Below are 21,187 nucleotides of genomic sequence, written 5' to 3'. Positions count from 1 at the left end.
CTCCATGACCGAATCCGTTTCCCTGCCTCGCTCCCGTTCCCATTCCAACCGTTCGTCGGCCCGTTCGCGTCCGCGCGCAGTCGCGGCCGTGAGCGACACGTCCGCGAAGGCCACCGTGCGGCCCGGCAACGCGCCGGCCGGCGATGCGCCGCGCGACGAACGCACGCTCGACCTGTTCGGCGATCCGGTGTTCGAGCCGGCCGCGCGTGCGTCGGTCGTCGCGCGCGATGACGCGGTGGCGGATGTCGGGACGGTGGCGGTTGTCGCGGACGGCGAGCATGCCCGTCGGCAGGCGACGCTAGACGGCTTCGCGGCGACCGGCGGCGTTGCCGGTGAGGTGGAGCAGGCTTCCGACACCGCGCCGACGACAGTGTCGGCAGCGACGCGCGGCAACGGGGATGGGATCGACGCCGATGTCGTGCGCGCTGCCGCTGCCGACGCAAAGGCGCTCGACGATGCGCGGCAGTCTGATGGCGTCATCGCGACTGCAGCCGGCGAGCCAGTCACTGATGGCGGCCAGGCGAAGGCCGGCAGCGTGTCGGAAACTGGCCACGTGGCCGAGACGCAAACCGATCGCTCGGTGGCGATCGACAGTGCGGAGAGCGGCGCGGTCGAGACAGTTGTCGGCGACCGTCCCGTGAAAGCAGGCGCCGAGGCCGACGCTGCCGCAGCGCCGGTCACGCAGGATGAAGCAGTGCGGACGCCCGGCGAGACCGCGAAAGGGCGGCGTGCCGCCTCGGGCGGCAAGCGCCGGGCGGCCGCCGGCGCACGCGCAGCGGCAGCGGTGCGCAGCGCGCCGGAAGAGGCGGCTGTCGGCGCCGAGCCGGAATCGACCGCACCTCAGCACACTGCGCCATCCGGCGAACCGCTTTCAACCGCCGAACCTGTCGACTCCGCCGCTGTCGCAACTGCCGCGCAAGCAGCTGCAGCGTCGGCATCGCCGGCCGTGCAGCCGGTGGCGTCCGCGGCGTCGTTCGTGACGAAGCCGTCGGCCGACGGCGCGCAATCGACCGCACCGAGCACGCCGGTCTTCGATCCCGACACCCACCTGCGCCCGCTGTCGAACCGGCTCGCCACCCTGCAGGCCGAGACGGCCAACCTGAAGCAGGCTGCGGATCGCGAGATGCGTCGCGTCAACCGGCTGCTGCTGGCGCTGGCGACCGTCGTCTTCGCGGGCCTCGTCACGCTGGTGCTGCAAACGCGGCAGATCGCGCAGCTGAAACAGGATCTGGACGCCCGGCAACAGCGGATCGACCGGCTGGCTGCCGATCTGTCGACCCAGCAGGCCACGCTGATGACGCTCGCGGAACACCACGAAGCGATGCTGTCGCAGGTCGACCGGCTTCAGCGCAACGCGAATCGCGAGGCGGCAGCGGCGAAGCGGGCGCGTCGAATCCGTTAAATATTCAGACCCTACCTGTAAACCCAGAGCGGGCAAGGCTCGCCATTCCGGCCCGTGCGTCGGCGGCGACACGGGTGCGGCGTGCTGGCAGAGTTCAGGGAAAACCCTTAGAATAGAGTCTGTCTAAGGGAAAACCCTAGCGCCATCTGTCAGGAGTCTCACATGAGCTTCATTCTTGCCCTGCTGCAAAAGATCGACGACCTGTTCGTCTCCCCGCACCTGCCGCTCGACGCGGAATATTCGTACGCTGCGCGTCGCGCCGAAGCCGAGCGCCTGCGTCGTTCGAACCTCGTACCGATCGTCTTGTACCGTCGCTGATTCGCCAATCGGGCGCGGTCAGATCGACTGCGCCGCGTCACGCATCCAGTCCCTTCTGGACGGACCACGACAGCGGTAGCGTCAGCAGCAGAATCGCAGCGAGCGAAAGCAGTGCCGCGGGCACGCCAGCAACGTCGCCCAGATGTCCGAACAGGACCGGCGACAGCGCGCCGGCACCGATCGTGCCGGTATAGAACAGCGCAAACGCCTGCTCGCGTTTGCCTTCGCCCGCCAGTTCGGGCACCGCACCGTACAGCACCGACGATGTTCCGTTGAGTGCGAGCCCAAGCAACGGAAGCGCGGTCATCATCGCGAACAGCGGCGCAAATACGACGAGCACGATCAGCAGCGACGTGGCGGATTCGGTGAGCCACACCGTCTTCATCATGCCGATGCGCACGCCCAGATAGCCGCAGAGCAACTTGCCGAACGCGCCGCCGACGAATAGCAGCGCCAGCGCGATGCCGATACCGGCGGTGCCGGCGCCCTTGCTTTTCAGCAGGAACGGCAAGAACGTCAGAAAACCCATCCGCACCGCACTGTCCACGGTTCCGGTCGCGAGCAACGCGCGCAAACCCCGGACCGATCCACGCACGGCAGCAGCCCTCGGTGCTTTGCCGCTCAGCCTGGCAGCCACGTGGTTCGATGGAATCAGCCACGCAAGCAGGCCGGCCGAAGCGAGGCCGATCAACCCGATCAGCGTGGTGCCCGTGCGCCACGTCGCGACGGCCAGCAGCAGACCGATCGCGCCGGGTATGAGCGTCTTGCCGATATCGCCGGCGAAGTTGTATTGGGAGAGTGCTTCCTTCACGCCGCCGCCCGCGTCATAGGCGTCGCTGACCATCGAGGACGCGAGCGGATGCTGCGTGCTTGCGCCGAGTCCGGCCAGCACCAGCGCGACCATCAGTGTCGCCAGTCCGCCGGCCTGGCCCGCGATCAGGTAAGCGATGCCGGCGACGGCCGTGCCGCCCACCAGCATGCGTTCCCGCCCCCAGCGCCTTGCCGCGCGGCTCGCGAGCAGTTGGAAGCCCGCCATCACCCCGGAATAGGATCCACGCAGCAGGCCGATTTGCGCGAAGTTGATCGCAAACTGTGCCTGCCAGATCGGCAGCAGCACATAGATGACGTCCGTCAGGCCGTCATGCACCGCGTGCGCACCGCAGGCGGCCCACAGCGTGCGCCGGCGCGTAGCGTCGGGAGCGTGCGTTTCTCCGACGGAAACTTCGCTATTCAGATCGCTCATCGTTATTGTTCTGCGGAATGCCGGGAGCCGGTCATTTAATCAGAACGCAGCGGGGATGCATAGAGAATGGGCGCCGCGTGACAGGCGATCTGCCGATCCGCGCGGGCGCATCTGCATTGACACGCCGTTCGTCGAAGGCGCGCGCGTCGCCGCCATGCTGAGTCGGCGCGGGGCAGACGTTTTCTCGATCGGTATCGCCGCATCGCGCGCCGGTGCGACCGTCCCGCTACACTGGAAGTCCGACTTCCCTCGCGACAACCGGGCCATGCTGCAGATGCGGCCGATGACGGCCGGCGAATTTCAGGCATACCGCACGCGCGCCATCGACGGCTACGCGCGCGATCTCGTGTCATCCGGTCAGAACGCGGCCGACGACGCGGCGGGCCGGGCCCGCGCCTGTTTCGACACGCTGCTGCCCGACGGCCTGCTCACCTCCGGCCAGACCCTCGTCCTGCTGATCGACGCCGCCAGCGGCGATACGGTCGGCGACCTCTGGTACGCAATCGTGCCCGAAGGGGCGAACCGCACGCTGTTCATCTACGACCTCGACATCGTCCCGTCCCGGCGCCGCCAGGGCTGGGCCACGCGCGCGCTCGACGCACTCGACGCCGAGGCGCGCCGCCACGGCGTCACGGAGATCGGGCTGTCGGTGTTCAATCACAACGCGGCCGCACGTGCGCTGTATCGGGCCTGCGGTTTCGCGCCGATCACGACGACGCTGATCAAGCCGGTCGTCCCGGGCTAACAGAGAGGATATGAACGCCGCGGGTGTAGCGTTTGCAGTTCGACACGCTTTCGTGTGAGAGCCCGGGTGACGGGTGGCGCGCTCCGGACAGGCCTTTGAGCCCCGATCAACATCTTGAACGCGGTGTGCTCGAATCCGCCGAGCGACTGAAATCGAGCGGAGCGCCCAAGATGGGCGGGCCAATAGCTTGGCGCACTCAAATCACAAAAAACGAGGATAAGAACGATGGGGACCAAGTATGCGGCCGAACGCGGTAATCCGAGTGTACCCGCATGCGCGCGCGCTTCCATTTCGCTCCGCTTCGATGGGCGCTTTTTGGTCATGACGGGCGGGGCAACCAGGATATATCCTGCAGTTTCCGGCCGTCCGGATAGTCGCGGCAATTTCGATTATTCGAGCGCTCGCCAACAGATGGAAAATGTTGGCCCTATACCACCTGGTCGATACTGGATTCAGCCTTCCCAGATGTGGACGAATCGCTGGTACAACCTTGCTTCACGCGCAGCATGGGGGGATCACCGACTGACCATTCACGTCATGCCCGGCACCCGGACGTTCGGTCGCGGTGGATTCTTTATCCACGGCGGCAGTCACGCCGGGTCCGCTGGGTGCATCAATCTTAATTCGAGAATGGAAGGTTTCGTTCGCGATATCGAGGCTGCAACGAAGGACACACCCGAGTGCTACGTTCCACTGACAGTTCAATATTGAAATGCGAAAACGCCCGTTGCGCATCTTGATCGGTGCCGCACTGCTGATGTTGGTCGTGCTCGTTTTCGCGTTCAACGCGATCAACCTCAACGAGGCGTACGGCGACGGTCCGCCCTACTACGCGCGCACGACCAATATGGACAAGTGGACGAATCCGCTTCCGTTGCTGGGTATTATTGACGGCGCGATGTTGGTCGCGATCGGCGCGTATTGTTTCTGGATTCGTCGAAGCCGTTGAATCCAGTGCGCGGCGGCAAGCGGGCGGGTTGTCGTCCCACCCGCTTTCGCACCGCGCCACGTCAACGTGCGCGGCCTTTCCATCTCCTCAACAGCAACGCGTTCGTCACGACGCTGACGCTGGAGAACGCCATCGCCGCGCCCGCGATCACCGGGTTCAGCCAGCCGAGCGCCGCGAGCGGCACGCCGATCAGGTTGTAGACGAACGCCCAGAACAGGTTCTGCTGGATCTTCCGGTACGTGCGCTTCGAGATGTCGATCGCGTCGGCGACGAGCGCTGGATCACCGCGCATCAGCGTGATGCCGGCCGTATGCATCGCGACGTCGGTGCCGGTCGCCATCGCGATGCCGACGTCGGCCGCGGCAAGCGCGGGCGCGTCGTTGATCCCGTCGCCGACCATCGCGACGATCCCGCCGTGCTTGCGCTTCAGCTCGGCCACCACGCGCGCCTTGTCGTCGGGCAGCACCTGCGCATGCACCTCGCCGATCCCGAGCGCCGCCGCGACGGCCGCCGCGCTGCCGCGGTTGTCGCCCGTCACCAGCACGCTCGCGACGCCGCGCGCCGCCAGGGCCGCGATCGCGTCGCGCGCGCCGGGCTTCACGGTGTCGCCGAACGCGATCAGCGCGAGCAGCACACGCGGCGTATCGGCACGCATCAACCACGAAATCGTATTGCCCGCGCGTTCGAGTTCCGCCGCACGCGCGTCGAGCGCGGGCGGCACGACGATGCCGAGTTCGTCGCGCCAGCGCGTGCTGCCGAGCGCGAGAAGCTGCCCGTCGACGCGCGCTTCGACACCGCGTCCGGCGACCGCACGCGCATCGGCTGCGACGACCGCCTCCCCGGCGCCGCCGCGGGACATGACGTCCGCAGCGTGCGCGGCGACCACGGCGCGCGCGAGCGGGTGATCGCTGTGCCGCTGGACCGCCGCGGCGAGCGCGAGCGCTTGCTCACGTGGGATGTCGACCGCTTCGAAGGCCGTCACGGACGGCTTGCCTTCGGTCAGCGTGCCGGTCTTGTCGAACGCGATCACGGTCGCGCGCTGCGCGAGTTCGAGCGCCTGCGCGTCCTTGATCAGCACGCCGTGGCGTGCCGCGACGCCGGTGCCGGCCATGATCGCGGCCGGCGTCGCGAGGCCGAGCGCGCACGGGCACGCGATGACGAGCACCGCGACGGCGTTGAGGATCGCCGTTTCGGTGCCGGCGCCGGCGATCAGCCAGCCGATCAGCGTCAGCAAGGCAATCCCGAGGATCGCCGGCACGAACACTTCGCTCACACGATCGACGAGCCGCTGGATCGGCGCTTTTTCCGCCTGTGCGGATTCGACGAGACGGATGATGCGCGCGAGCGTCGTCTCCGCGCCGATCGCGGTGGTTGAGACGACCAGCGCGCCTTCGCCGTTGATCGAGCCGGCCGTGACCGGGTCGCCGTCGTCCTTCGGCACCGGCAGGCTTTCGCCGGTGATCAGCGATTCGTCGACGTGCGAGCGGCCCGACACGATCCGGCCGTCGACGGGCACGCGCTCGCCGGGACGGATGCTGACGGTCGTGCCGACGCGCACCTGCGCGAGCGGCACGTCGCGTTCGACGCCGTGCTCGACGACTCGCGCGCGGTCGGGCCGCAGCGCGTTCAGCGCGCGGATCGCCTCGGTCGTCTGGCGCTTCGCGCGCGCTTCGAGCCACTTGCCGAAGCGCACCAGCGTCACGATGACGGCCGATGCCTCGAAATACAGGTGGCCCGGGTGCGCGGCGTCGCGCAACAGCATCCACAGGCTCAGGCCGAACGCGGCCGACGTGCCGAGCGCGACGAGCAGGTCCATGTTCCCGGCGCGCGCCTTCACCGCATGCCAGGCGGCGCGGTAGAAGCGTGCGCCGAAGCCGAACTGGACGATCGACGCGAGCACGAGCTGCAGCCAGCCGGGCAGCATCGCGTCGATGCCGAACGGCGCGACGAGCATCGGCACGACGAGCGGCGCACTCAGCACGGCCGAGCCGATCACGAGGTTGCGTTCGCGGATCGCTTCGCGGCGCTTGCGGGCGTCGGGGGCCGGTGCCGGGGCGGTGGCGCGGGCGTCCGTGCCGGCGGTGGCACCGGCTTCCGGCGCGGCAGCGAGCGACGCCCGGTAGCCGGCCGTCGTGACCGCCGCGATCAGCGTGGCGGCGTCGAGCGCGCCGGCGCCATGCACCGACGCGCGCTCGGTCGCGAGATTGACCGACGCGCGCGCGACGCCCGGCACGGCGGCGAGCGCCTTTTCGACGCGGCCGGCGCAGGACGCGCAGGTCATCCCGCCGATGTCGAATTCGAACTCGGCGGAAGAGGCCGACGCAGCGGAAGCGGCAGGCGGCGTGACGGCGACCGGCGTCGCGCCATAGCCGGCCTGCTGCACGACTTCGGCCAGTCGCGACGCGGAAACGTCCGGCGCAGCGTTGATGGTCGCGCGCTCGGTGGCCAGGTTGACCGATGCCCGCGTGACGCCGGGCACCTTCGCCAATGCCTTCTCGACGCGCGACACGCACGACGCACAGGTCATCCCGTCGATGTCGAGTTCGATGCTGGCGGCGGTTGCAGGGACTGAAGGGGCAACGGCGTGATTTGATGCGGTCGGCGTTGCGCCATAGCCGGCCTGCTTCACGGCATCCACCAGTTGCGACGCGGAAACGTCCGGCGCCGCGTCGATGGTGGCGCGTTCGGTGGCCAGGTTGACCGACGCGCGCGTGACGCCCGGCACCTTCGCCAGCGCCTTCTCGACGCGCGACACGCACGACGCGCAGGTCATCCCGTCGATATCGAGCTCGGTGGTGGCGATGGCCGGCGCGGGCGATGGCTCGGTGTGCCGCGCAGGCGCCGTTTCAACGGCATCGCTTGCCGGCTCGCGCACCGTCGCACGGTAGCCGGCCGCGCCGATCGCGTCGACGAGCTGCGCGGGCTCGACCGCGTCCTGCACGATGGCCGTCGCGGCATGCGCGTCGAGGTCGACCGCGGCGTCGACGACGCCCGGCACGGCGGCCAGCGCACGCTGTACGCGGCCCGTGCAGCCGCCGCAATGCATGCCGTCGACGGTCAGTTCGATCGTTTGCACGCCCGCGGAGGCGAGTGGTTCAGTCATGGCGGATTTCCCAAAAGCGCGGTTCGAGCCGCGAATGGTCCCAGTATCAACATTCCCATGATAGGAAGGTCAAGGGGTGGCGACGATGCGACGCAGGGGCGTGTGCACCGGCGCGGGGCTGCCGACGTGCTCCCCGTCCTTCGGGGACCACGTTACGCAATGCGTAAAGTGGTCTTGGGTCATGATTTCTGTTCCTTCCCTCCTTCCTTCCGTCGGTCGGTCGCGTCGAGAACCTGCCGTACGTGGTAGGCCTTTGCTTTCCCGCGATCGTTCTGGATATTCACCCGAGGGTCGCCTTGCCACGGTGTCTTGAAAATGGCATGACTCGAACCGGAATGGCGGGCCTGTCCGAAGTGTGCCTCGCAGATCTTCAGCAGATCGTTGAATCGCACATTCGCCGGCTCAGGCCTCATTTGCTCGAGGATCTTCCATTCGTTTGCCATAACGAATGGCGTCAATAGTGGCACCACAAGTCAATCAGGACGGAAGCATGACGGCAACCCGCTTGTGCGGGGCAATATCGACCGAATTGTCGGGCCACGCGCCGGAGCCGCGTCGGGATGGCCGACGACCCAACTACCGCTCCACCCGTTATTCGGCATATTGGGGGATGCCCTTAGGCGCTATGATACCGCCCTGACATCAGCGCCCGCCGTGGCGAAGCGGCGACAGGGCAGGCTGGGGTGCCTTGCTTTCACCGCTCGCGAGTCGAACAAGGCGTTGACTGAAAAGAACGATATTCGGCCAGTAATCAATGATTGAAAACCTACGAGAATCAATTTCTCCGCGGCGCGCAGGCGCGTCGCTGGCCATTGCGGCGCTGCTGGCGGGATGCGCGTCGCAACCGGACGCGATCCAGCGGAAAACCGGCTGGATGCGCGCCGAAGTGGCCGACTCCTATGTCTATGCGTATCCGCTCGTGCTGATGGACGTCGCGAAGGAAGCCGCGACGGGGGGCGACGGCGCGCAGCCGGGGCAGGCGCCGCTCAACACGCTGCGTCATGCGCAGGCGCTGCCGCCCGTCGGCGCGCTCAACCCGCCGCTGCCGGGCGTCGACACGCTCGACTCGACCGGCTGGCTCGACGTCGGCGCCGAGCCGGTGATCGTTACGCTGCCCGACACCCGTGGTCGCTACTGGGACGCACGCGCGCTCGACATGTGGACGAACGTGCTGTGGTCGTCGTCGAGCGTGGCGGCACGTGGCGCACGCGGCGTTGCGCGATCGCAAACGATTGCCTTTGCCGCGAAGGACTGGCAGGGCACGCTGCCGACGGGCGCAGTGCGCATCGACGTGCCGTCGGCCAACGCGTGGCTCGAGGTGCGGCTGCAGACGAGCGGCGGCCGCGACCTCACGAACGTGAAGAAACAGCAGCGCGCGATCCGCGTGGTGCCGCTGTCCGTCTATACGGGCAGCGCGCGCGGCGCGTCGGTCGCGGTCCATGCGGGCAGCGCGCCGCTGGAAGCCGCGAGCGGCGGCACGCCGGCCGAGCAGGTCGCCGCGCTCGACCCGAAGGCGTTCTTCGCGCGCTTTGCACAGGCGCTGCAGGACAACCCGGCGCCCGCCGACGACGCGCATGCGCAGGAACTGCTGAACGACATCGGCGTGTCGGCCGGTTACCCCGTGCTGTGGACGGGCGACCGCCTGACCGCCGCGACGGCCGGCGTCGCCGAAGCGCGCGCGCGGCTCGTGGCGCCGCCGCCGAACCTGCTGAACGCGAACGGCTGGAGCTGGATCGGCGACACGGCCGGCAAGTACGGTCAGGACTACACGCTGCGCGCTTACGCGGCCTACACGCAGTTCGGCACCGCGACGCGCGACGACGAGACGCTCGCGCTCGTGCGCGTCGACAGCGACGGTCATCCGCTGAACGGCGCGAACCGCTACGTGCTGCACTTCGCGCCGGGCGCCATGCCGCCGGTGCGCGGGTTCTGGACCCTTACACCGTATACGACGGACGGCGCGCTGCCCGACGTCGGCTCGGCGCGTCGCTCGCTCGGCGACCGCGACCGGCTGCGCCGCAACCACGACGGCTCGATCGACGTGGTCGTGTCGGCATCGCCGGGCGGCACGCACGCGGCCAACTTGCTGCCGGCGCCGCGCACCGATTTCGCGCTCGCGCTGCGCCTCTACGCACCGAAGCCGCAGGCGAGCGACGGATCGTGGATGCCGCCCGTCGTCGTCCGGAAATGAACGGATAGCGGTCGCCGCTGTCCGATCGGCGGGCGCGCCGGCCGCGCCCGGACGCCGTTCCGTCACCACCTGAGCCTATACTTTCGGGATAGCGTGCGCGGCCGTGCCGGTTTTCCGGTGCGGCCCGGCATCCATTCCCGAGGCATCCAAGCATGGCAAGCGCAGACAAAGAAACCGTAACCTCGACCCTCCATGCCCTCGGCGGCGTTGCACGCTCGCGCCGGACCCGGCGTATCGGCCTCGGCGTGCTGATCTTCCTCGTTTTATTCGGACTGCTCGGATTCTTCGCCGCGCCGCCGCTGATCCGTCACATCGCCGAACAGCAACTGAGCCAGCAGCTCGGCCGGCCGTCCACGGTCCGGCGCATCGCGCTGAACCCGTACACGCTGAACCTCGAAGCCGACGGCGTGCACGTCGGCGAACGCGGCGGCCAGGGCAATTTCATCGACATCGGCAAGCTCGTCGTGAGGCCGTCGTGGTCGTCGCTGTTCCGCGGCGCGCCGATCGTCAACGAAGTGCGCGTCGATTCGCCGCGCTTTCATATCGTCCGCTACGACGCGCAGCGCTTCAACTTTACCGACCTGATCGAGAAGTTCTCGACGCCGTCCAAGCCGGGCAGCAAGTCGACCCCGTTCTCGGTGTCGAACATCCAGGTCAACGACGGCCGGATCGATTTCGACGATCGTCTGCTGAACGAACAGCACGTGGTCGACAACTGGACGCTCGGCATCCCGTTCATCGCGACGCTGCCGTCGAAGACCGATATCTTCGTGCAGCCGAAGCTGCGCGCGCGATTCGACGGCAGCCCGATCGCGATCGACGGCAAGACCAAGCCGTTCGCGCAGTCGCGCGAGTCGGAAGTCGCGCTGAAGTTCGACCGGCTCGACGTGCCGAAGCTGATTTCGTACGCGCCGACGAAGCTGCCGGTGATCGTCACGAGCGGCCTCCTGAGCAGCGACCTCAAGCTGAACTTCGTGATGAGCGGCGACACGCCCGTGCTGCGCGTGTCGGGCACCGTCGACCTGAACGACGCGAAGGTGACCGGCCGGGCGTCCGAGCCGCTGTTCGCCGCGCGCGGCGTACACGTCGCGGCGGCCAGCCTCGAGCCGCTGCGCAACGCGCTGCATTTCGACGAGATCCGGATCGACCAGCCGGTCGTCGACCTGTCGCGCGACAAGCAGGGCGTGTTGAACGTCGAGACGCTCGCCGGCCAGCCGGCAGCCGCGCCGAAGGGCGCTGCGGGTGAGCCGGCTGCGTCGGCCACCGCCGCATCAAGCGCCGCGGTCGCCGCTGCAAGCGGTGCGAAGGCCGACGTCGCCGCGAAGGAAGCGCCGCCGCTCGACCTGACGATCCACCATTTCGCGATCGACGGCGGCACGATCAACGTCGACGACCGCGTGCCGGCGACGCCGACCACGATGTCGCTGACGAAGCTCGCCGCGACGCTCGACGGATTCACGCTGCAGGGCAAGACGCCGACGAAGTACACGCTGTCGATGTCGCTGTCGCGCGGCGGCGACGTGAAGGCCGAAGGCGCGTTCGACCTGGCTGCGAAGCAGGCGGACACGAAGCTGATGCTCGACGCGCTCGCGCTGCCGGCGCTGCAGCCGTACCTCGGCGAGGCGACCCGTGCGCGCGTGCTCGACGGTACGCTCGGCGCGGCCGTCAACGCGAAGGCCGACTGGGGCAAGACGCCGTTCGACGCGCAGGTCGCCGACAGCACGGTGAGCCTGAAGTCGCTGAAGCTCGCGACGCCGGACGCGAAGGCGCCCGCGATCGTGCTGCCCGACGCGAGCGCGAAGATCGCGAAGGTCGACGTGGCTGCGCGCACCGCGGAAATCTCGAGCGTCGACGTGACCGGACTCGGTCTCGACGTGCAGCGCCTGAAGGACGGCAAGATCGACCTCGCGGCACTGGCCGAACCCGCGCAGGCGGCGGTGCCCAAGCGCACGGTCGCGCGCAAGGCCGAGGCGGCCGCGCCGTCGTGGCATTACCGGATCGACGCGCTGAACGTGAAGGACGCGTCCGCGAACTTCACGGACCTGTCGACGCCGCGCCCGGTGAAGCTCGCGATCAAGCCGCTCGACCTGTCGGTCCAGAAGCTCAGCGACGACCTGACGAAGCCGCTGCCGGTGCAGCTGAAGGCGACGCTGAACCGCAAGGGCTCGCTGAACGTATCGGGCGACGTGACCGCACAGCCGCTGAAGCTCGGCCTGAAGATCAACGGCAACCGCCTCGACGCGGCCGCGTTCGAGCCGTACTTCGGCAGCGCGCTGAACGCGACGATCGCGAGCGCGCTGCTCAACGCGCAGGGCAACCTGACGTTCGCGCAGGTGAAGGACACGCCGCGCGCGACCTATCGCGGCGACGTCGCGCTGGTCGACGTGCGGATGCTCGACAAGGCGACGTCCGACCCGTTCGCGGGCTGGCGCTCGCTCGCGCTGTCGAGCCTGAAGGTGAACTACGACGAGAAGGGCACCGACGTCGATGCCACGCGCGTGACGTTCTCGAACTTCTACGGCCGCGTGCTGCTCGATGCGCAGGGGCGGTTGAACCTGAAGGATGTCGTCGCGAAGGAGACGGGCCCCGCGCAGTCGCTGACGCGCGACGCGAGCAAGACCGAACCGGTGCCGCTGTCGCCGGGCGTGACGCCGCCGGCTGCCGCCCGGGCCGCTTCGGCCCCGGCCGCCGCGTCGGCGACGGTCGTCGTGAAGGCCGCGCCGCCGCCGCAGAGTCCGGTGCGCATGCATTTCGGCGAGCTCCTGCTGCAGAGCGGCCGCGTGACCTACACCGACAACTTCATCAAGCCGAACTACACGGCGAACCTGGTCGCGATCAAGGGCACGGTCGGCGCGTTCGGCACGGACTCGACGACGTCCGCGCCGGTCGACGTCGCCGCGAACCTTGCAGGCAACGGGCCGATCTCGATCCAGGGCTCGGTGAACCCGCTGATCGAGAAACCGGCGCTGGACCTCACGGCAACCGCGCACGACATCGAGCTGACCAACCTGACGCCGTATTCGGCGAAGTACGCCGGCTACCCGATCACGAAGGGCAAGCTCAACGTCGACCTGCATTACCAGCTCGCGAACGACCAGTTGCAGGCGAACAACCACATCTTCATCGACCAGCTCACCTTTGGCGATCACGTCGACAACGACACGGCGACCAAGCTGCCGGTGAAGCTCGCGATCTCGCTGCTGAAGAACACGCGCGGCCAGATCGACGTGAACCTGCCGGTGTCCGGCTCGCTGTCGAATCCGGAGTTCAGCATCGGCGGGCTGATCTGGCACGCGGTGCTGAACCTGATCGCGAAGGCCGTCACGTCGCCGTTCACGCTGCTCGCGAATGCGTTCGGCGGCAGCGGCGGCGAGGATCTCGGCTACGTCGAGTTCGCGCCGGGCACGTACGAACTGACCGACGCGCAGCAGAAGAAGCTCGACACCGTCGTGAAGATGCTGACCGAGAAGCCGTCGATCCGGCTCGACCTGATCGGCCGCGTCGATCCGGCGAAGGACACGCCGGGGCTGCGCGATGCATACGTCGAACGGCTGGTTCGCCAGCAGAAGCTGAAGGACGTGGTCGGCCAGGGCGAGAGCATCGATCCGATGTCGGTGAAGGTCGAACCGGGCGAGTACACGAAGTACCTGACGCGTGCGTACAAGGACGCCGACTTCAAGAAGCCGCGCAACCTGATCGGCCTGCAGAAGACGCTGCCCGATGCGGACATGAAGAAGGCGCTCGCCGATCACGCGCCGGCCGACGACAACGCGCTGCGCGCGCTCGCGCAGCAGCGCGCGCAGGCCGTGCGCCAGTACCTCGACGGCAAGATCGATTCGAGCCGCATGTTCGTCGTGGCGCCGAAGCTCGATGCGAAGGGCATCGAGGACAAGGGCGCGACGACGCGCGTGGACTTCGGCCTGCAGTAAGCGGCGTTACGCCATCATCCGCCGCCGCCGCGTCCGACCGGCAATCGGGCGCGGCGGCGCGCTTCCTTTCAGCGCACGGCGAGCACCGGTTCGCGCTTGTCCAGTTCCTTCCTCGCGGCCAGCGGCAGGCGGGCATCGTCCCACTGCGCGAGCCACTCGATTTCCTTCGCGGTGAATACCTGGCCGTAGTTGCGCAACGCGTACTGCAGCGCGTCGACGACGTGGTGGCGAATGATTTCGGGGGTACGTGCATCGTCCAGCACGAACCGGAGAGCTTCCAGGGTCGACATACTCGTGCTCCGGGTCAGGGAAAACCCTTTATCACACGCCAATAGTCGAACGCCAACCCCGAAAAAAAACCGGCTGCATGCACGTGCGGCCGGGAACACGCACATGCGACCGGGTGATGTCGTTTGCGATTCGTTACGTTTGACAGAAAACCGAAAGCCTCGCTTCATGCGACCGCCCCACGATGCAGCGATATTTTGCGCGCCTGTTGGCAAGTCATGCGGTTCAACGTCTATCGATGAGGTGGGGTGATGATTTCCAGGTTCGTTAAGCAACGGAAGATGGCGGCGATGGTGGCGGGCGCGCTGGCGCTCGCAAGCGTGGGCGCCTACGCGGCGCAGCAGGATGGCAACAGTCAGGGCAACGACGCCGGCCACGGCCGGCGCGTCGCGAAGCACGTGCTGCTGATCAGCGTCGACGGCCTGCACGAGCAGGATCTCGCGCGCTGCATCGGCGCGAATACGTGCCCGAACATCGCGGTGCTCGCGCAAAGCGGCGTCACGTACACGAACGCGTACACGCCCGGCCTGTCGGACTCGTTCCCGGGCCTCGCGGCGCTCGTGACGGGCGGCTCGCCGAAGACGGCCGGCCTGTTCTACGACGTGTCGTACGACCGCAACCTGTACGCGCCGAGCGACACGACCTGCGCGGGCAAGCAGGGCTGGAACGTCGTATTCGACGAGACGACCGGCATCGATGCGCAGAACGGCGGCGCGCTCGTGCACCTCGACGGCGGCGGCGCATTCAACCCGCAGGCGATCCCGCATGCACTCGTGAACGGTCAGTGCGTGTCGGTGTATCCGCACAACTACGTGAAGACCAACACGGTGTTCGAGGCCGTGAAGGCCGGCGTGCCGAACGCGTACACCGCGTGGGCCGACAAGCATGCGTGGGGCTACGACTGGCTGAACGGCCCATCGGGCACCGGCGTCGACGATCTGATGCGTACCGAGATCAACTCGATCGACCCGGCGACGAACACCGACTACACCGACGTCTATTCGCACACCGCGCGCTTCGACAACCTGCACGTGCAGGCGCTGATCAACCAGATCGACGGCCGCGATTCGACGGGCACGAAGAACGCGCCGGTGCCGACGCTGTTCGGCGGCAACTTCCAGACGCTCAGCGTCGCGCAGAAGGCGGCGGTCGCGAAGGGCGGCGGCTACCTCGATGCGAACTTCACGCCGAACGGGCAGGTCGCGAACGCGATCACCTACGTCGACAATTCGATCGGCCGTATCGTCGCGGAGTTGAAGCAGCGCAACCTGTACACGTCGACGGCCGTGATCGTCACGGCGAAGCACGGCCAGTCGCCGACCGATCGCACGAAGCTCGTGAAGAACGGCGACACGCTGACGAAGCTGCTCGAAGCGAACAACTACGTCGACCCGAACGGCAACTTCGGCCAGAACAACACGACGACGGGCAACCTGAACGACGGTTCGGGCCTGGTCGGCACGGGCTTCGTGCAGACCGACGACGTCGGCCTGATCTGGTTGCGCGACCGTAGCCAGCGCACGGCCGTGGTGCAGACGCTGAAGGCGAACCTCGGCTGCAACGCGCCGGGGATCTGCGCGGACGGTTCGCAGGCATACATCCTGTACGGCGCCGCGCTGGCCGAGCGGTTCGGCGATCCGGCCAACGGCCGCACGCCGGACATCATCGTCCAGCCGAATCCGGGCGTGATCTACACGTCAAGCACGAAGAAGGACGAGGAACACGGCGGCAACGCGCCGGACGACAGCCACCTCGGCCTGCTCGTGTCGTACCCGGGCCTCCATCGCGCGCGTACCGTGAGCGATACCGTCGGCACGAAGCAGGTCGCGCCGACGATCCTCGGGCTGCTCGGCGCCGAACCGAAGCTGCTGCACGCGGTCGTGGCCGAGCACACGCACGTGCTGCCGGGTCTCGGTCTCGGCAACTGAGCATCGGGGACGGGGCAGTGCCCGCGGCATGACGCGGGCGCGGCGGGCGGCGCCGGGCGGCTGACGGCGCCGCGCTGCCGGTGCACGGCTTGAATTCGGGCGCGTGCACCGGCATATTCGTCACGCATCACCCGTTCAACGACGCACCGAGAGGATCGTTCATGCGCCTGCTGCTTGCCCTGCTGTTGCCGTGGTTCCAGTTCTTCACGATCGGCCGCCCGATCGCGGGGATCATCTGCCTGATCCTGCAGCTCACGATCATCGGCTGGCTGCCGGCCGCGATCTGGTCGGTGTATGCGCTGAGCCAGTACAAGACCGATCGCAAGATCGAAGCGGCGCTGCGCGAGCGGCGGTAGGCGGGGGAAGGGCGCGGCGCCGCGTACCTACCGAGCGGAGCCGGTGAAACCGGGCGAATCGGCGACCTTGGCGAAATCGGCCGACGATATGAAAACGGCCGCCCCGATCGTCGTTCGATCGAAGCGGCCGGTCGGCTTACTTCACCGCAAACAGCGTCAGGTTCATGAAGATCTTGAACGCATAGCCGAGCGTGACGGCGCCGAGCACGCCGCCCGCCCACAGGACGACGAACCACATCCAGCCGCGCATCCGCGGCCGCGGCGCGTCGGGCTGGCGAGCGGTGGAATCAGTGGTGGTAGTAATGCTGGTCTTCATGGCGCACCTTGCCTCGGAATACCCAGTAACCCATCGTCGTGTAGGCGATGATGATCGGGAGGATAACCGCTGCGCCGACCAGCGTGAAGGTCTGGCTCGAACGCGGCGCGGCCGCTTCCCAGATCGTCATCGTCTGAGGAATCGCATACGGGAACAGCGTGACGAGCAGGCCGACGTAGCCGAGCAGCACCAGCGCCAGCGCCAGCACGAACGGCGTCATGTCGTGCCGGTCGCGCACCGCGCGGCGCATCCACACCGCGCACCCGGCGACCAGGAACGGCACCGGCAGCAGGCGCCAGAACAGCCCCGAATCGAACCAGCGCTGTGCGATGGCCGGATCCTGCAGCGGCGTCCACAGGCTGATGACCGCGATGAAGCCGAGCAGCACGATCGTCAGCGGCCACACGACGCGATGCAGGCGGCGCTGCAGGTCGCCTTCCGTCTTCGCGACGAGCCAGCAACAGCCGAGCAGCGCGTACGTGACGATCAGGCCGAGGCCCGTCAGCAGGCTGAACGGCGTGAGCCAGTCGAATGCGTCGCCCGCGAACACGCCGTCCTTCACGTTGATGCCTTGCAGGAACGCGCCGAGCGCGATCCCCTGGAACAGCGTCGCGCCGGCCGAGCCGCCGATGAACGCGAGATCCCACAGCTGCTTCGTGCGCCGCGCCTTCGCGCGGATCTCGAACGACACGCCGCGAAAGATCAGGCACACCAGCATGAAGATCAGCGGCAGGTACAGCGCCGACAGCACCGTCGAATAGACGATCGGGAACACCGCGAACAGCCCGGCGCCGCCGAGCACGAGCCACGTTTCGTTGCCGTCCCACACGGGCGCGACGGTGTTCATCATCAGGTCGCGCTCCTTCTCGTCCGGGAAGAACGGGAAGACGATGCCGATGCCCAGGTCGAAGCCGTCGAGCACGACGTACATGAAGAGCCCCAATGCGATGATCGCGGCCCAGATTACGGTGACGTCCATAGGTTTTCTCGTTTGCGGATGGGTTGGGCTCAGACGGTCTCGATCAGTTCGTCGACGGCCGACATCGGGCGGCGCGCGGTGTGATCGGGGTGCGTGTCGGGCTTGTCGTCGTGCTTTGCGTCGGGCAGCGCCGGGCCGGCCTTCATCAGCTTCAGCATGTAGTACACGCCGGTGCCGAACACGAGGAAGTACACGATCACGAACGTCATCATCGACAGGCTGACCTGCTGGACCGACAGCGGCGACACGGCCTGCGCGGTGCGCTTCACGCCGTACACGACCCACGGCTGGCGGCCCGCTTCGGTCGTCACCCAGCCCGCGAGCAGCGACACGAAACCGGTCGGGCCCATCACGAGCGCGAAGCGCTGGAACCACTTCGATTCATACAGGCGGCCGCGGCGACGCAGCAGCCATGCGAGCGCCGCGAGACCGATCATCGCGAAGCCCAGGCCGACCATGATCCGGAAGCTCCAGAACACGATCGTCGAGTTCGGGCGGTCTTCAGCCGGGAAGTCCTTCAGCCCGCGGATCTCGCCGTCCCAGCTGTGCGTGAGGATCAGGCTGCCGAGGTGCGGCACCTTCACCGCGTAGCGGGTCGTTTCGGCCTTCATGTCCGGAAGGCCGAACAGGTTGAGCGCCGTGCCGCCCTTTTCGGTGTCCCACAGCCCTTCGATCGCGGCGATCTTCGCAGGCTGGTGCTTCAGCGTGTTGATGCCGTGCTGGTCGCCGATCACGGCCTGCAGCGGCGCGAGCACCAGCAGCAGCCACAGCGCCATCGAGAACATCTTCTTCACGCCCTTGTCGCGGCGGCCCTTCAGCAGGTGCCATGCGCCGGTCGCGGCAACCACCAGCGCGGCGACGATGAACGCGGCGATCGCCATGTGGAACAGGCGGTACGGGAACGACGGGTTGAAGATGATCGCGAACCAGTCGGTCGGCACCACGCGGCCGTCGACGATCTCGAAGCCCTGCGGCGTCTGCATCCAGCTGTTCGATGCGAGGATCCAGAACGTCGAGATCAGTGTGCCGATCGCGACCATCAGCGTCGCGCCGAAGTGCGCGCGCGGGCTGACGCGATTCCAGCCGAACAGCATGATGCCGAGGAAGCCGGCTTCGAGGAAGAACGCGGTCATGACCTCGTACATCAGCAGCGGTCCGGTGACGGCGCCGGCGAAGCTCGAGAAGCCCGCCCAGTTCGTGCCGAACTGATAGCTCATCACGACGCCGGAGACGACGCCCATCCCGAACGCGACCGCGAAGATCTTCGACCAGAACAGGCAAAGGGTTTTGTAGTACGGCTTGCCGGTCTTCAGCCAGCGATATTCGAGCACGGCGATGAAGCTGGCGAGGCCGATGCTCAGCGCCGGGAAGACGATGTGAAACGAGACGGTGAACGCGAATTGCAGGCGGGCCAGATCGAGGGCCGAAATTGCGGTGTCCATACCAGTTGACCGAGGCTGACGATACCCGCCGGCGGGGTGCCGGCGGACCCCGGCCGACGGGCATCGGGGTTGGCTGGAGTATGGATCGCGATGTTGCGCCGCGAAATGTGCCAACTCGTCGCAGATGTCCAGCCCGCCGCGCGCGTTTTCGGGATAAATCGTTGATTCGTATCAAGAACGTGGTTCGCGCCGGATGCGGCCGCGGCGTGGCGGTCTGCCGCACGTGCGGCAATATGGCGCGTCGCATCATCGGAACGATGCGGCAGGCGCGCAGGTGCCGGGTGCTTGCGGGCGCGGCCGAGCTGTTGCGATGCTTTGGCGTGTAACGCACGACGGCGTGCCGGCGGGGCCGAAGCGCACCGGCCCCGGCCCGGGCGTGCGTCGCCGGCGTGCGATCGCGCCACCGCTGCGCGGCGCGATCCGTCGGCAAGCGCTACGCGAATTGCGTACACTCTGAGTCTCGTTTCGGCAGGGCCGGGCGCGTCGGTTCCGGTCCGCGTTTACTCAGGGCACGAAGATGATCGATTTACGCAGCGATACCGTGACACGTCCGAGCCAGGCGATGCTGGCCGCGATGACTGGCGCCGAAGTCGGCGATGACGTATGGGGCGACGACCCGACCGTGCTGCGCCTGCAGGCGATTACGGCCGAGCGGGCGGGCCAGGAGGCCGGTCTGTTCTTCCCGAGCGGCACGCAGAGCAACCTGGCCGCGCTGATGGCCCATTGCGAACGCGGCGACGAATACATCGTCGGCCAGCTCGCGCACACCTACAAGTACGAAGGCGGCGGCGCCGCCGTGCTCGGCAGCATCCAGCCGCAGCCGATCGAGAACGCGCCCGACGGCACGCTGCCGCTCGCGAAGATCGCCGCGGCGATCAAGCCGCTCGACAACCACTTCGCCCGCACGCGCCTGCTCGCGCTCGAAAACACGATCGGCGGCCAGGTGTTGCCGGAAGGCTATGTGCAGGAAGCCGTCGCGTTCGCGCGCAGCCGCGGGCTGGCCGCGCACCTCGACGGCGCGCGCGTGTGCAATGCGGCCGTCGCGTCGGGCCGTTCGATCGCCGAGCTGTGCGCGCCGTTCGATACGGTGTCGATCTGCTTCTCGAAAGGGCTCGGCGCACCGGTCGGCTCGGTGCTGGTCGGCAACCGCGCGCTGGTCGAGCGCGCGCAGCGCTGGCGCAAGGTGCTGGGCGGCGGGATGCGGCAGTCGGGCATCCTCGCGGCAGCCTGCCTGTATGCGCTCGACCATAACGTCGAGCGGCTCGCCGACGATCACGCGAACGCCGGGCGTCTTGCGGAAGGCCTCGCGCGCATCGAGTCGGTGAAGGTGCTGTCGCACGCGACGAACATGGTGTTTGCCCAATTCCCCGAAGCCGATTGCGCGCCGCTCGAGGCGTGGCTCAAGGAGCGCGGGATCCTCACGCAGATGCTGTACGCGTCGCGCTTCGTCACGCACTGCGACGTGTCGCGCGCGGACATCGAGACCTTCATCGACGCGGTGGGGGCGTATTTCGCGCAGCGCCGCACGTAACGCGGAATGCGCCCGCCGGCGGGGGCGCCGGCGCGGCGTGGCGCGAAGCAGGGAGAGGAGGGGTGAGGCTGCAACCCGTCGGTCGACATCCGGCGTGCCGGCGGATTACGCCTGGCGCGGCATGTCGACGGGCGGCGTGCCGTCGCGGAACAGCGCTTTCAGTTGCGTGCGCAGTTCGGCGCTGTCGGTGTGCTGGTGCACCGAGACCGCATGTTGCACGGCGGCTTCCAGCAGTTCGTTGTCGGAGTCGGCGGAAATCGCGACCGAACAGTGCATCGCGCTGGGAAACTCGCGGCAATCGATATAGCGGCGGGACATGATGTTCTCCTCACAGGAAAGGGAACGGCCGGACTTGCGAGATCGGCCGCGCGGCGCGTTCGCGAGGCCGATGAAAAAAGTATAGGTGGCGCGGCGGGGTTGCTCGCCGTCACGCGTACCGCGCCGCGCAGGCGGTGTCGATCACCTGC

General features: G+C 67.7%; 18 protein-coding genes. 10 read left to right on the top strand and 8 right to left on the bottom strand.

Going from position 1 to position 21,187, the window contains the following annotated elements:
* The first annotated feature begins 4 nt into the window (after nucleotides 1-4).
* Nucleotides 5-1,402: a hypothetical protein gene (locus PI86_RS02645; RefSeq protein ID WP_039318501.1), complete on the top strand. Its 1,398-nt coding sequence runs from the start codon at nucleotides 5-7 to the stop codon at nucleotides 1,400-1,402.
* Nucleotides 1,403-1,564: 162 nt separating this feature from the next.
* Nucleotides 1,565-1,720, top strand: coding sequence for a hypothetical protein (locus PI86_RS17430; RefSeq protein WP_162835528.1), 156 nt, complete (start codon nucleotides 1,565-1,567; stop codon nucleotides 1,718-1,720).
* Between the two features lie 37 nt (nucleotides 1,721-1,757).
* Here the strand turns inward: PI86_RS17430 and PI86_RS02640 are convergent, their stop codons facing one another.
* Nucleotides 1,758-2,963, bottom strand: a complete 1,206-nt coding sequence (locus PI86_RS02640) for an MFS transporter (RefSeq protein ID WP_039318499.1) — start codon at nucleotides 2,961-2,963, stop codon at nucleotides 1,758-1,760.
* 265 nt (nucleotides 2,964-3,228) lie between these two features.
* Between PI86_RS02640 and PI86_RS02635 the strand changes: the two genes are divergently transcribed.
* The 3 genes from PI86_RS02635 to PI86_RS02630 all read left to right on the top strand — a co-directional run bounded on the left by PI86_RS02635 (nucleotide 3,229) and on the right by PI86_RS02630 (nucleotide 4,657).
* Entirely contained in the window at nucleotides 3,229-3,708 is a 480-nt protein-coding gene (locus PI86_RS02635) for a GNAT family N-acetyltransferase (protein ID WP_039318733.1), read from the top strand.
* Nucleotides 3,709-3,933: 225 nt separating this feature from the next.
* Nucleotides 3,934-4,419 carry a tlde1 domain-containing protein gene (locus tag PI86_RS17590; RefSeq protein ID WP_082012116.1) on the top strand — a complete coding sequence of 162 codons (486 nt, stop codon included), beginning with the start codon at nucleotides 3,934-3,936 and terminating at the stop codon, nucleotides 4,417-4,419.
* Between the two features lies 1 nt (nucleotide 4,420).
* Nucleotides 4,421-4,657 carry a hypothetical protein gene (locus tag PI86_RS02630; RefSeq protein ID WP_039318498.1) on the top strand — a complete coding sequence of 79 codons (237 nt, stop codon included), beginning with the start codon at nucleotides 4,421-4,423 and terminating at the stop codon, nucleotides 4,655-4,657.
* Between the two features lie 61 nt (nucleotides 4,658-4,718).
* Here the strand turns inward: PI86_RS02630 and PI86_RS02625 are convergent, their stop codons facing one another.
* Nucleotides 4,719-7,760: a heavy metal translocating P-type ATPase gene (locus PI86_RS02625; RefSeq protein ID WP_082012115.1), complete on the bottom strand. Its 3,042-nt coding sequence runs from the start codon at nucleotides 7,758-7,760 to the stop codon at nucleotides 4,719-4,721.
* 179 nt (nucleotides 7,761-7,939) lie between these two features.
* Nucleotides 7,940-8,203, bottom strand: coding sequence for a toxin HicA (locus PI86_RS15915; RefSeq protein WP_082012114.1), 264 nt, complete (start codon nucleotides 8,201-8,203; stop codon nucleotides 7,940-7,942).
* A gap of 311 nt (nucleotides 8,204-8,514) precedes the next feature.
* Between PI86_RS15915 and PI86_RS02620 the strand changes: the two genes are divergently transcribed.
* Both PI86_RS02620 and PI86_RS02615 read left to right on the top strand, forming a co-directional pair.
* Nucleotides 8,515-9,951 (top strand): DUF1254 domain-containing protein, encoded by a 1,437-nt coding sequence (locus PI86_RS02620; protein ID WP_039318497.1) that lies wholly within the window; start codon nucleotides 8,515-8,517, stop codon nucleotides 9,949-9,951.
* Between the two features lie 152 nt (nucleotides 9,952-10,103).
* The gene (locus PI86_RS02615) at nucleotides 10,104-13,880 is read left to right on the top strand and encodes a DUF748 domain-containing protein (RefSeq protein ID WP_039318494.1); all 3,777 of its coding nucleotides are present in this window, start codon (nucleotides 10,104-10,106) and stop codon (nucleotides 13,878-13,880) included.
* A gap of 68 nt (nucleotides 13,881-13,948) precedes the next feature.
* Here PI86_RS02615 and PI86_RS02610 read toward each other — a convergent pair whose 3' ends face one another.
* Entirely contained in the window at nucleotides 13,949-14,170 is a 222-nt protein-coding gene (locus tag PI86_RS02610; protein ID WP_039318491.1) for a hypothetical protein, read from the bottom strand.
* Between the two features lie 249 nt (nucleotides 14,171-14,419).
* On the opposite strand from PI86_RS02610, the gene PI86_RS02605 reads away from it, so the two are divergent.
* Nucleotides 14,420-16,096 (top strand): alkaline phosphatase family protein, encoded by a 1,677-nt coding sequence (locus PI86_RS02605; protein WP_039318489.1) that lies wholly within the window; start codon nucleotides 14,420-14,422, stop codon nucleotides 16,094-16,096.
* 161 nt (nucleotides 16,097-16,257) lie between these two features.
* Nucleotides 16,258-16,452 (top strand): YqaE/Pmp3 family membrane protein, encoded by a 195-nt coding sequence (locus tag PI86_RS02600; protein ID WP_014900862.1) that lies wholly within the window; start codon nucleotides 16,258-16,260, stop codon nucleotides 16,450-16,452.
* A gap of 136 nt (nucleotides 16,453-16,588) precedes the next feature.
* On the opposite strand, the gene PI86_RS02595 is transcribed toward PI86_RS02600, so the two are convergent.
* From PI86_RS02595 to PI86_RS02585, 3 genes are read right to left on the bottom strand one after another with little or no spacing between them, the layout of a single operon-like run.
* The gene (locus PI86_RS02595; protein ID WP_014900863.1) at nucleotides 16,589-16,768 is read right to left on the bottom strand and encodes a hypothetical protein; all 180 of its coding nucleotides are present in this window, start codon (nucleotides 16,766-16,768) and stop codon (nucleotides 16,589-16,591) included.
* Nucleotides 16,740-17,747 (bottom strand): cytochrome d ubiquinol oxidase subunit II, encoded by a 1,008-nt coding sequence (cydB, locus tag PI86_RS02590; protein WP_014900864.1) that lies wholly within the window; start codon nucleotides 17,745-17,747, stop codon nucleotides 16,740-16,742. The genes PI86_RS02595 and cydB overlap by 29 nt, the downstream gene beginning before the upstream one ends.
* A gap of 29 nt (nucleotides 17,748-17,776) precedes the next feature.
* Nucleotides 17,777-19,189: a cytochrome ubiquinol oxidase subunit I gene (locus tag PI86_RS02585; RefSeq protein WP_039318486.1), complete on the bottom strand. Its 1,413-nt coding sequence runs from the start codon at nucleotides 19,187-19,189 to the stop codon at nucleotides 17,777-17,779.
* Nucleotides 19,190-19,706: 517 nt separating this feature from the next.
* Here PI86_RS02585 and ltaE point away from each other — a divergent pair.
* The gene (ltaE, locus tag PI86_RS02580; protein WP_039318482.1) at nucleotides 19,707-20,720 is read left to right on the top strand and encodes a low-specificity L-threonine aldolase; all 1,014 of its coding nucleotides are present in this window, start codon (nucleotides 19,707-19,709) and stop codon (nucleotides 20,718-20,720) included.
* A 105-nt stretch (nucleotides 20,721-20,825) separates the two neighbouring features.
* Here the strand turns inward: ltaE and PI86_RS02575 are convergent, their stop codons facing one another.
* The gene (locus tag PI86_RS02575) at nucleotides 20,826-21,038 is read right to left on the bottom strand and encodes a DUF1059 domain-containing protein (RefSeq protein WP_014900867.1); all 213 of its coding nucleotides are present in this window, start codon (nucleotides 21,036-21,038) and stop codon (nucleotides 20,826-20,828) included.
* Between the last annotated feature and the right edge of the window lie 149 nt (nucleotides 21,039-21,187).

Source organism: Burkholderia sp. A9, assembly GCF_000801975.1.
This window is presented reverse-complemented; position numbering and strand designations above follow the sequence as displayed.